General features: G+C 36.8%; 9 protein-coding genes. 7 read left to right on the top strand and 2 right to left on the bottom strand.

Annotation, left to right across the window (positions count from 1 at the left end):
* The first annotated feature begins 588 nt into the window (after nt 1-588).
* Nucleotides 589-1,026, top strand: coding sequence for a conjugal transfer protein MobA (gene mobA / locus BMX24_RS09030; protein WP_449390477.1), 438 nt, complete (start codon nt 589-591; stop codon nt 1,024-1,026).
* A 1-nt stretch (nt 1,027) separates the two neighbouring features.
* The gene (gene mobB, locus BMX24_RS09035; protein WP_089791739.1) at nt 1,028-2,323 is read left to right on the top strand and encodes a conjugal transfer protein MobB; all 1,296 of its coding nucleotides are present in this window, start codon (nt 1,028-1,030) and stop codon (nt 2,321-2,323) included.
* Between the two features lie 23 nt (nt 2,324-2,346).
* On the opposite strand, the gene BMX24_RS09040 is transcribed toward mobB, so the two are convergent.
* Nucleotides 2,347-2,805, bottom strand: coding sequence for a hypothetical protein (locus BMX24_RS09040; RefSeq protein WP_089791741.1), 459 nt, complete (start codon nt 2,803-2,805; stop codon nt 2,347-2,349).
* 235 nt (nt 2,806-3,040) lie between these two features.
* Here BMX24_RS09040 and BMX24_RS09045 point away from each other — a divergent pair, with 235 nt between their 5' ends.
* Together BMX24_RS09045 and BMX24_RS09050 are read left to right on the top strand one after the other, a co-directional pair.
* Nucleotides 3,041-3,727, top strand: a complete 687-nt coding sequence (locus tag BMX24_RS09045; protein WP_089791742.1) for a nucleotidyl transferase AbiEii/AbiGii toxin family protein — start codon at nt 3,041-3,043, stop codon at nt 3,725-3,727.
* A 48-nt stretch (nt 3,728-3,775) separates the two neighbouring features.
* Complete coding sequence (locus tag BMX24_RS09050) at nt 3,776-4,093, top strand: DUF6922 domain-containing protein (protein ID WP_089791744.1); 318 nt, start codon at nt 3,776-3,778, stop codon at nt 4,091-4,093.
* Nucleotides 4,094-4,175: 82 nt separating this feature from the next.
* On the opposite strand, the gene BMX24_RS09055 is transcribed toward BMX24_RS09050, so the two are convergent.
* On the bottom strand, nt 4,176-4,379 hold the full coding sequence (locus BMX24_RS09055) for a hypothetical protein (RefSeq protein WP_089791746.1): 204 nt from the start codon (nt 4,377-4,379) through the stop codon (nt 4,176-4,178).
* 614 nt (nt 4,380-4,993) lie between these two features.
* Between BMX24_RS09055 and mobC the strand changes: the two genes are divergently transcribed.
* The 3 genes from mobC to BMX24_RS09070 all read left to right on the top strand — a co-directional run bounded on the left by mobC (nt 4,994) and on the right by BMX24_RS09070 (nt 11,597).
* Complete coding sequence (gene mobC / locus BMX24_RS09060) at nt 4,994-6,994, top strand: conjugal transfer protein MobC (RefSeq protein WP_089791747.1); 2,001 nt, start codon at nt 4,994-4,996, stop codon at nt 6,992-6,994.
* Between the two features lie 333 nt (nt 6,995-7,327).
* Nucleotides 7,328-10,324 (top strand): type I restriction endonuclease subunit R, encoded by a 2,997-nt coding sequence (locus BMX24_RS09065; protein WP_089791749.1) that lies wholly within the window; start codon nt 7,328-7,330, stop codon nt 10,322-10,324.
* Nucleotides 10,317-11,597: a restriction endonuclease subunit S gene (locus tag BMX24_RS09070; RefSeq protein WP_089791751.1), complete on the top strand. Its 1,281-nt coding sequence runs from the start codon at nt 10,317-10,319 to the stop codon at nt 11,595-11,597. Before BMX24_RS09065 ends, BMX24_RS09070 begins: the two co-directional genes overlap by 8 nt.
* Nucleotides 11,598-11,599 lie beyond the last annotated feature (2 nt).

Consider the following 11,599-nt stretch of genomic DNA (forward strand, 5'->3'; position numbering starts at 1 on the left):
TGTCATCCATATTCATTCACCTGCATACCTTTGCGCAACTGAATGTATTTTTCTCCATACTTCGATAGATGCTTACACTTAAAGCCAAGTACTTAAATACCTGTATTCATATTTATTCATATGCATACCCCTGAACTTCTGTCTGTATCTGAATAATGTAATAACCATATATAGCCGTAAGCAGAAATGTTCGTCCATACATGTGTATATCTGTTTGCCGATACAAAGGAGATAATTATTTGATTAGGTTGTTGCCGTGTGGAAGTGCTTGGAACTCAGGTGTAATGTTTGGCATTATGAGGTACAATGACCCGCTCAACATTTCGCTTTTACTTTGTGATATAGTAACATGAAGGGGTGTATGGATAAGGAGGGAGGTATACTACAAAACAGAAGCGACGGCCATAGGCCGTTTTCCCTGCTTACTATAATCCGTCCCGAAGGGCGGATTTTAATGGACACCCGTCCATAGCAAGTTGTGTTCTGAGCTGCTCCAAATTCTTTCCGCAGCTCAGAACCACTTGCCTTGCCGGGGGCTGAAAATCCCTCCGAAGTCGGGATTTATTAGCATATTAAAAAGGATAAAAGATGATGCAAGACAACAGGAAAAAAGAAAAGAAAGGCGGGCGTAAGCCAAAGAATGATCCGGCGAAATTCCGTTATTCCATATCATTGAATGCTGAGGAACACGCCCGTTTTCTTTCTCTTTTTGAAAAATCGGGAATGAAAGTAAAAGCACATTTTATTACGGCATGTATCTTCCAAAAGCCCATTAAGACCATCAAAGTTGATAAAGGAGTAATGGATTATTATATGAGACTGACCAATTTATATGGTCAATTTCGGGCGGTTGGAGTCAATTACAACCAGATTGTCAAGCTCTTGTACCGTCATTTCTCCGAGAAAAAAGCCGCTGCATTTCTCTTTAAACTGGAAAAGCAGACCATAGAAATGGCAGCATTATGCAAAGAAATCATCCGGTTGACCCAGGAATTTGAAGCAAAAAATATGAAAAAGGAAGACTAAAATGATTGCGAAAATTGGCAGGGGAGAGAGCTTATATGGAGCGCTTTCGTACAATCACGTTAAAGTGCAGCAGGAAAACGGACAGGTACTCTTTACCCATAACATGATGGAAACTCCTGACGGGAACTATTCTGTTTCCCAGTTATCCCGTTCATTTGAACCTTATCTTATCGCCAACCGCAACACAGAAAAACCGGTGCTGCATATTTCCCTTAATCCTGATCCAAAAGATCAGGTCAGTGATGAAAAATACAAAATGATGGCACAACAGTATATGCGGGAAATGGGCTACGGCAACCAGCCCTTTGTCGTATTCAAACATACGGATATTGAACGTACTCATATTCATATTGTATCGGTATGTGTAGATGAAGATGGAAAGAAAATTTCAGATAAGTTTGAAAAAAGACGCTCCATGAAAGTGTGTCGGGATATGGAACAAAAATACGGACTGATCCCTGCTATCGGGAAAGAGGAGCCGGAGACCCGTGTACTATTTCGTCCGGTAGATTATACAGAAGGAAATCTTAAAAGTCAGATGGCATCGGTTCTGAGGCATCTGCCTGAGTACTACCGTTTCCAAACCTTAGGGGAATATAATGCCCTTCTTTCTCTATTCAATATTACTACGGAAAAGGTGGAAGGTGAGCTGCATGGAAAACCTAAACACGGACTCATCTACTCTGCCTTGGATGAAAACGGTAAAAAGTCGGGGCCTCCTTTCAAAGCTTCTTTATTTGGTATAATCGCCGGATTAGAGACGTTGGAAAAGCATTTTTCAAAGTCAAAGGAATCCCTTAAGGACAGTGAAGCTAAACTCCTTATCAGCAATGCCATTGCTTTGGCAATGAAGTCTTCAGTTGGTGAACTGGATTTTAAGGAATTATTAGCAAGCCAAGGTATTAATGCTGTGATCCGGCGCAATGATGCCGGAAGAGTTTATGGAATGACCTTCATTGATCATAACTCTAAAACAGTATGGAATGGTTCACGATTTGGAAAGGAATTTTCTGCCAACATATTTAATGACCTCTGGCAGAACGGAGTTAAATCGGAGATGGATAATCCGCACGGCACCTCCGCTTTATTACCAACTCTATCAGGCGATTTTCTTCCCGCCGAAAAGCCTCATGACCTTTTCGGTTTTCTGGAAACTATAGGTTTGGAAGCCGTTTATGATATTTCAGGATTCATAGAAACCACCGGTTCCCTTTTCCCCAATACACATGGTGAGAATTATGAGGAATTTGCTTTTCAAAAACAGATGAAAAAAAAGAAACGCAAAAAAAGATTGTAATTATTAATCTCTAAAACAAACGATTATTCTTTTACCTCACCCCAGAAGTACTTTTCCCATCGTTTTGAGGATTGAATAACCCTATCAATAATTTCAAAATTGAGAGGTTGCCTACGTAAATTTTCATCAATAATTACCAAATCCTTTGTACGGAACAACCATAAAAGTTCAAATAAAACTTCTACATATGAAACACCGAAGTCAATTCTAAGTTTTACCGAATCTATATAGTTATCATCATCGAAACATACCTCCAAGCAACTGGATTCCTGATCACCATATAAATCTCTCTGCTGATCCCAGGATCTTCTTTTTTTTAGAATCTTATCTACTTCAGCAAAAAGACTTTTGTGCTTATAACTATAGATCCAGAAAGGCTCTGCATTGAAATATTTTTCTTCTATAAACTGATTTGCGACTGCTAAATCCTCGAAACTTTGTCTTTCAATAACATGAAATTCATATTGATGTTCTGATGGCATTATTATTTTGCTTAAAAAATCGGTGATGAAATTTACAATAAAAGTAGTAACCGTACGTGAACGTAATTTGAATTTAATCCTTTGGGTATAATATAATTACTTATCTCTCTCAGATTATCCTTTCATTTACAATAATCTTCTATTATGACAATGGCAGCCAATCCCCGTCAAAAAACACCTCCATGAAGGAAACCCATAATGACCTAATTATCTTTTTCCGAAAAAGAATCAGATTATGTTATTTAAGGAAACGGTGAGTAAGGAAATGTGGGAACTTATTCAAACATTAATGAAAGATGAAATGCTGAAGAATTTCTTATTAGTCGGCGGAACGGCACTTAGTTTAAAAATCGGTCATCGAATTTCCGTTGATGTCGATTTGTTTACAACTAAAAGTTTTGATGCAGGAAATATGGTTGAGTATTTAAAAAAGAATTACAATGCAGAGCACAGCAGGCATAATAATAACTCGATATTTACATTTATTGATGATATCAAAGTAGATCTCATCACTCATGATTACCCGATCATAAAACCTATTGAAACTACAGACAATATCCGTATGATCTCCAATATTGATATTGGTGCCATGAAACTTCATGCGATGATGCAAAGTGGACAGAGATTAAAGGATTTCGTAGACATGCATTTTCTTCTGGAGCAGAATCCGTTAAAAGAGTATCTAAATGCTTATGAACAAAAGTATGGTGGAAATTCTAAATTGGCAGGGTATGCACTGCTCCACCATGAAGATATTAATAGGGCAGTAAGTATTCAACTAATGAAAGGCAAGGAAAACAGCTGGAAAACCATCAAGGATCGGTTACAAAAAGCAGTGGTTAGTCCTGATCTAAAATTCGGAGAAATAAAGAGCAACAGTATACAGCAATCTATTAAGAAAGGAAAAGGATTTCGAAGATAATACTTGTGATACTTGCCTGGTTCTCAGAAAAGTGGTAAATTTATTTGTATGAAAAAAGTCAATAAAAACAAACGGGTTCCTAATATTCATAAAAGATATTTCTGGGATATTAATGTATTGAAACAGGATTGGGATAAAGGTTATTTATTTGTTATTGGCCGCATTATTGAACGTGGTGGACAGCAGGAGGTCGATGAGCTGATCCGGTTTTATGGACGGGATAAGGTGATCAAAGCGCTGCGCGATGAAATCACCTTCCTTCCCAACTACGGAATTGACAATGCCATTGGCTTTTTTCCTGAACTAAAAAAGGAAGAAATACTCTGTTATCTCAACAGAAAAGATAAGCCTTATCATTGGTTATAAGGTCCTGATATTCTTATGCCACCCGACATCACCTGTGATCGAAAGATCAGTAGTAAATCCTCTCTATATTCTCTACAAAAAGCTAATTCTTTACTTTTTTTGCAATATAGTGAATCACAAAAGCAACCGCTGCCAGGATAAAAATACCACGAATAACGCCTCCCGGATCATTATAGTATTCATGCTTAAATTCTTTACATCCTTCCCCCAACAGCAGGACTACACCAAATATGGCAAGGATTACTGCAATTACTATAAAACAGCCGCCGGAATCATTTGAACTCATGGTAAATTATATATTGATTTTCCCTAAAATTCTTGATTATTGCTACAGTCTTTACTGTGGTTTATGATGGCTAATTATCGTCAAACCAGTCAAACCAATCATCTCCATAACTTTGAATCAATCGACCGAACAAAGCCACTAAAAGTCCCATGCCTCCAAAGACGAGATGACGGGTTTCATGTATCTCGGGTTTTGTCATCATAAAATAAACTGTTAATCCACCCACTAATTGTAGGAAAACTCCCAGATTGCGATATTTTATCTCAGCTTTCAATTTTTTTGGGATATTATAAGAAGGTATTATTAAGCCTATGAGGTTCTTTGATTTTCTTCGAGGTTGTCAGTCACTTTGTTTCTTTACCCTGATCTTTTCGGTGGTGCTTATATCGAATATAACATAATTATAAAAAATAACAGGATCTCTTTCTGAAATAATATACATCAGCGCGTTTTATTGAGTTGTTGACTGGTTCTTTAAAAGATGCCAATCGATTGTAATCAGAAACTTAGATGCCATAGCGCCAAATACTACCCCTCAGTGCCAAAGACTTCCCCTTTCTAATACCCTATCTCTTTGACTTCTACATTGTCTTCTCACTTTCAATAATAAAATTATGCAAGGAGAAGACGATCTAAGAGGACTGGCCAAGATACTGGCGTTTATGCGTGCGGTAAGCATTCTGCTGTTACTGATGCATCTCTATTGGTATTGTTATAGTTTCTTTCTGGAAAAGAAATGGACACTCGAAATTATCGGGAAAATACTCACGGGATTTGACAGAACTGCGGGACTGTTTTCTCATCCGCTCTATACCAAAGTATTTGCTTTTGTACTACTCGCTTTAAGCTGTTTCGGAACGAAAGGAGTAAAAAATGAAAAGATAACCTGGACGAAAATTAATACCGTTCTTATGATCGGTTTTGTCCTGTTCTTTCTTAATACTCCGCTGTTGAAGCTTCACTCAGATACAGCAGCCTTTTTTTATATCCTGACATTGGGTTCAGGATACATTGCTCTGATGGTGTCAGGAACGTGGATGAGCAGGCTATTGAAGAATAACCTCATGGATGATGTTTTCAATAATGAGAACGAAAGCTTCATGCAGGAAACCAGATGCATCAACAATGAGTATTCCGTTAACCTGCCTACCCGGTTCTATTATAAAGGAAAATGGAACAAAGGATGGATTTCTGTAGTCAATGTTTTTAGAGCAACAATCGTCTTAGGGACACCCGGTTCCGGAAAATCCTATGCTATTGTTAATAATTATATCAAACAGCATATTGAGAAAGGTTTCGCAATATATATTTATGATTTCAAGTTCGACGACCTTTCTACCATCGCGTATAATCATTTACTGAAGCATACAGACAAATACAAAGTAAAGCCGAAATTTTATGTTATCAACTTTGATGATCCCCGCTTCAGCCATCGCTGTAATCCAATCAATCCTGATTTTATGACCGATATATCTGATGCCTATGAATCTGCCTACACTATCATGCTAAATCTCAATAAATCGTGGATTCTTAAGCAGGGGGATTTTTTCGTCGAGTCTCCAATTATACTCCTCGCCGCTATCATTTGGTTTCTGAAAATATATGATAACGGTAAGTATTGCACATTTCCCCATGCCATTGAGCTCCTGAATAAAAAATACGCAGATGTTTTCACCATTCTTACTTCATATCCAGAGCTCGAAAATTACCTGTCCCCATTCCTCGATGCATGGGAGGGAGGTGCGCAGGACCAGTTGCAGGGACAAATAGCGTCAGCTAAGATTCCATTATCCAGAATGATCTCACCACAACTCTACTATGTCATGTCAGGAGATGATTTTTCACTGGACATTAATAATCCCGAAGAACCAAAAGTGTTGTGTGTAGGCAATAACCCTGACCGTCAGAATATTTACAGTGCAGCATTGGGTTTGTACAACTCGCGTATTGTTAAACTCATTAATAAAAAGGGTCGGTTAAAAAGCTCAGTGATTATCGATGAATTACCTACTATTTATTTCAGGGGATTAGATAACTTGATCGCCACCGCACGAAGCAATAAAGTGGCCGTATGTCTGGGTTTTCAGGATTTTTCGCAGCTAACGCGTGATTATGGAGACAAGGAAAGTAAGGTCATACAAAATACGGTGGGAAATATATTCAGCGGACAAGTCGTTGGCGACACCGCTAAAAGTCTTTCGGAACGTTTCGGAAAAGTATTACAGAAACGCCAAAGCATGACCATTAACCGAAATGATAAATCTACCTCCATATCCACACAACTTGACAGCCTTATCCCTGCATCAAAAATATCGACCCTCACACAAGGAATGTTTGTAGGAGCTGTAGCAGATAACTTTGATGAGCGTATCGAGCAAAAGATATTCCATGCAGAAATAGTTGTAGACAATGATAAAGTAGCTGCTGAAACAAAAGCCTATAAAAAAATCCCTCAGATTCGTTCTTTTCTGAACGAAAACGAAGAGGATATCCTGAAACAGGAAATTGAAGCAAATTACAGGCAGATCAAACTGGATATTACCCAAATCATTGAAAAGGAAAAAGAGCGGATTAAAAATGATCCTAATCTGCAGCATTTAGTACAACAGAGATAAGTAATTCAGCTTTTTTTCATTAGCATTTTGAATTGTAAACATTTTATACCTCAAACATTGTGACTTATATACATTTATACTATCAATATTTAAGCCCTTTAATAGTGTATTTTTACTATATTTGACGGTACAAATGTAGCTAAGCTTTGGTTGTATTCGAACAAATGACATTGCAAAAGAGAACGCTATCTCACAAGCTTACCTTTTGAAATAATAAGGCAAAAGCTATAAAACAATTAATTAATATGTCCGGATTATGAATAACCTAATATTGAAGATGTGTCAGAACTATGAAATTCTGGAAATTAATGTATAAGATTTATTGAAAGAAGAATGAATAAAGAATACCAAATAGAAGATAATTTAATTGAACTGCTAAAAGGGCTTAAATATGTTTATCGACCTGATATTGTCGATAGGAAAACACTCGAACAAAACTTCAAAACTAAATTCGAAGCTCTTAATCGTGTTCGATTGACGGACAATGAATCTTTGAGGTTGCGTGAAGAGATAATAAATCCTGACGTTTTTGCTGCTTCTAAATTGTTGCGCGAAAGACAATACTTTCAGCGTGACGATGGAACGCCTTTGCATTATACTTTAGTTAATAACAGAGAATGGTGCAAGAATGACTTTGAAATCATCAATCAATTGCGAATCAATACTGAAAACAGCTATCAACGGTATGACGTTCTTTTGTTAATTAACGGAATACCTGTCGTGCAAATTGAATTAAAAAAAGGTGATATTTCACATCGGAAAGCGATGCAGCAAATTGTGGATTACAAAAATGAACCTGGCAATGGTTATGGCAATTCCTTACTTTGCTTTATGCAATTATTTATAGTAAGCAACGGAGGAAGAACTCTTTATTTTGCTAATAATAAAAATCAGCATTTTGCTTTTAACGCAGATGAACAATTCCTGCCGGTTTATGAATTAGCAGACATAGACAATAAAAAAATTAACCATTTACATGATTTTACCGAAAAGTTTTTGACCAAATGTACCTTAGCTGAAATGATTAGCAAGTACATGGTGCTTGTTGAGAGTGAACAAAAATTGCTTGTTATGAGACCATATCAAATTTATGCAGTAAAAGCAATTGTTAGCTGCATAAATGACAATAGAGGCAATGGCTATATATGGCATACTACGGGTAGTGGAAAAACATTGACTTCGTTTAAGGCATCAACATTGCTAAAAAACAATCCAGATATAGAAAAGTGTCTATTTGTTGTTGATAGAAAAGATCTTGACAGACAAACCAGAGAAGAATTTAACAAATTTCAGGAAGGAAGTGTAGAAGAAAATACGAATACCGAAACATTGGTAAAACGTTTGCTATCTACCGATTATGCCAATAAGGTAATTGTTACCACCATTCAAAAATTAGGATTGGCGTTGGATGGTACTCAAAAGAAAAATTATAAAGAGCGTTTAGAGCCTTTAAGAAATAAACGTATAATTTTCATCTTTGACGAATGCCACCGTTCGCAGTTTGGTGATAATCACAAAGCAATTAAAGAGTTTTTTCCTAATGCTCAGCTATTTGGTTTTACAGGTACGCCTATTTTTGGTGAAAATGCTACTTATAATATTAGGGAAGGAGAATATGGTTCATACAAAACCACCGAAAGTATTTTTGAAAAGCAACTGCATGCCTATACTATTACACATGCTATTGACGATAAAAATGTGTTGCGTTTTCACATTGATTATTTCAAAGGCAACCAGGATGCCAAACCTGGGGAAGCAATTGCTCAACAAGCCGTGGTGGAAGCTGTTTTGGAAAAGCATGACGTAGCTACTAATCAACGAAAGTTTAATGCGGTATTAGCGACAGCTTCTATCAACAACGCTATCGAATATTACCAACTTTTTAAAGAGGTTCAGAAAAAGAAACAAACTGAAAACCCAGCCTATCTCCCTTTTAATATTGCTTGCGTATTCTCACCTCCTGCCCAATTAATTGCCAAAGATGGTGATCAGCAGAGTCAGAAAAATGCGGCAGATATTAAACAGCTTCAAGAAGATCTGAATCAGGAAAAGGAAGATAACAAACAAAATCCTGAAGAAAAGAAAAAAGCATTAACAGAAATTATTGCCGACTACAATAAACAATTTAACACCAGTCATAGTATCAATGAATTTGACTTGTACTATCAGGATGTACAAACACGAATTAAAAACCAGAAATATAGTAATAAAGACTATCCACATAAAAATAAAATCGACATTACTATAGTGGTGGATATGCTGCTTACGGGTTTCGACAGCAAATACCTGAATACTTTGTACGTAGACAAAAATCTGAAATACCATGGACTAATACAAGCTTTTTCACGTACCAACCGTGTGCTGAACGATACCAAACCTTATGGCAATATTTTAGATTTTCGCTCACAACAGGAAACTGTTAACCAAGCAATTGGTCTTTTCTCAGGAGTGGACAAAGGACGTGCTAAAGAAATTTGGCTAGTAGATTCGGCACCTGTAGTGATGGATAAATTTAAAGAAGCTGTAGAAAAATTGTCCATTTTTATGCAGGAGCATAATTTGCTGAATAAGCCGCAGGAGGTGTATAATCTCAAAGGTGATGCAGCTCGAATTGCTTTTGTAAAAAATTTTAAAGAAGTACAAAGACTCAAAACTCAATTAGATCAATACACAGATCTGGAGGAAGAACAGAAAGAAAAAATTGAGGCCATTCTGCCAAGCCAAACTTTGCAAGCTTTCAGAAGCTCTTATATAGAAACAGCAAAACAATTACGGGAGAAACAGCAAAAAGAGGGCGATCAAGCATCACTCGAAATCCAGCAGTTAGATTTTGAATTTGTCTTGTTTGCTTCTGCAGTAATTGATTATGACTACATTATGAACCTCATTGCGGATAGTACGCAAAAAAAACCTGCTAAACAAAAAATGACCAAAACACAAGTAATCGGTTTATTGAGTGCCAATTCCAATCTAATGGATGAGCAGGAAAATTTAACTGAGTACATCAATAGTTTGGATTGGAACAGCGGTCAAGATGTTGACACTTTGCGCAAAGGTTATGAAACATTCAAAGACGATAAATACAACCAGGAATTAGCTGATATTGCTCACAAATATGGTTTACCAGCCACTGACCTAAAAACCTTTGTAGAAAAGATTATGAGCCGGATGATTTTTGATGGTGAAAAATTAACAGACTTACTAGAACCGTTAGAATTAAGCTGGAAAGAACGAAGAAAAAAAGAATTAGCATTAATGGAGGACTTAACACCACAATTAAAAAAATTAGCCCAAGGGCGTGAAATAGCAGGATTGGCAGCTTATGAATAACAAGAATAAATTAATACCGGAATTGCGTTTTCCAGAGTTCTCAGAAGTTCGGAAATGGGAGATGAAGAGAATTTCTGAGCTTGGTAAAATTATTAATGGATTGACCGGAAAAAGTGGCGAAGACTTCGGAACGGGTAAACCGTTCGTGACCTATAAGCAAGTTTTTGACAATTCTGTTATCGATTTTCAGAAGTGCGCAAGAGTCCAAATTGGTGAAAATGAAAATCAAAACTCATTGCAGAAAGGTGACATTCTATTTACTACCTCTTCCGAAACACCTAGTGAAGTGGGGTTCGCATCTGTTTTGATTGATTCACCGAAAGAGGAAACTTACTTGAATAGTTTTTGTTTTTCATTAAGACCATTTTCTTTAGAAGAAACTCAACCTCAATTTTCTCGGTATCTCTTTCATAGTTCTATTTTCCGAAAAGCCATCATTTCTCTAGCTCAAGGGAGTACTAGATACAATATTTCGAAAGCTGGATTTTTGAATATAATGGTCCCAGTCCCAAAATCCAAAGAACAACAAAAAATTGCTTCCTGCCTTTCATCTTTAGATGAGGTAATTGTAGCCCACAGCCGAAAGTTAGAATTACTCAAAGACCACAAAAAGGGCTTGATGCAAAGCCTTTTTCCGCAAGGGGGTGAGAAAGCACCTAAGTTTAGGTTTAAGGAGTTTGAGAAAGATGGGGAATGGATTGAGAGAAAATTGGAAGAATTAGCAAAAAGAGGATCTGGACATACACCAAATAAACAAGTCTCTAACTATTACAATGGGGGAATAAAATGGGTTTCACTCGCTGATTCAAACAAACTTGATAGTAGGTATGTATACGACACTAAAATTCAAATATCAAAAGAAGGAATTGAAAACTCTTCTGCCGTACTTCACCCCGCAGGTACTGTAATTCTTAGCCGTGACGCTGGAGTAGGCAAAAGTGCTATTCTGCATTCCGAAATGGCAGTAAGCCAGCATTTTATTGTATGGGTTTGTGATGAATCCAAACTATCAAATTGGTTCCTATATTACGTTTTTCAAATTTTAAAACCTGTGTTTGAAAGCATTGCTGTTGGAAGTACAATTAAGACTATTGGCCTACCATATTTCAAAGAATTATTAATTATAATTCCCTCAGTCAATGAGCAACTAAAAATCGCTTCCTGTCTTTTTTCTTTAGATGAACTTATCACAGCACAAGCAGAGAAAATAGAACAATTAAAACAGCATAAAAAAGGATTAATGCAAGGGTTGTTTCCAAAAATGAATGATTAGAA

It is taken from the genome of Chryseobacterium wanjuense (genome assembly GCF_900111495.1).
GTDB classification, from domain to species: domain Bacteria; phylum Bacteroidota; class Bacteroidia; order Flavobacteriales; family Weeksellaceae; genus Chryseobacterium; species Chryseobacterium wanjuense.

What these genes read in the sequence shown, in the direction of transcription:
- mobA (WP_449390477.1), top strand. Translation starts at nt 589, where the DNA reads ATGATGCAAGACAACAGGAAAAAAGAAAAGAAAGGCGGGCGTAAGCCA.
- mobB (WP_089791739.1), top strand. Translation starts at nt 1,028, where the DNA reads ATGATTGCGAAAATTGGCAGGGGAGAGAGCTTATATGGAGCGCTTTCG.
- BMX24_RS09040 (WP_089791741.1), bottom strand. Translation starts at nt 2,805, where the DNA reads ATGCCATCAGAACATCAATATGAATTTCATGTTATTGAAAGACAAAGT.
- BMX24_RS09045 (WP_089791742.1), top strand. Translation starts at nt 3,041, where the DNA reads ATGTTATTTAAGGAAACGGTGAGTAAGGAAATGTGGGAACTTATTCAA.
- BMX24_RS09050 (WP_089791744.1), top strand. Translation starts at nt 3,776, where the DNA reads ATGAAAAAAGTCAATAAAAACAAACGGGTTCCTAATATTCATAAAAGA.
- BMX24_RS09055 (WP_089791746.1), bottom strand. Translation starts at nt 4,379, where the DNA reads ATGAGTTCAAATGATTCCGGCGGCTGTTTTATAGTAATTGCAGTAATC.
- mobC (WP_089791747.1), top strand. Translation starts at nt 4,994, where the DNA reads ATGCAAGGAGAAGACGATCTAAGAGGACTGGCCAAGATACTGGCGTTT.
- BMX24_RS09065 (WP_089791749.1), top strand. Translation starts at nt 7,328, where the DNA reads ATGAATAAAGAATACCAAATAGAAGATAATTTAATTGAACTGCTAAAA.
- BMX24_RS09070 (WP_089791751.1), top strand. Translation starts at nt 10,317, where the DNA reads ATGAATAACAAGAATAAATTAATACCGGAATTGCGTTTTCCAGAGTTC.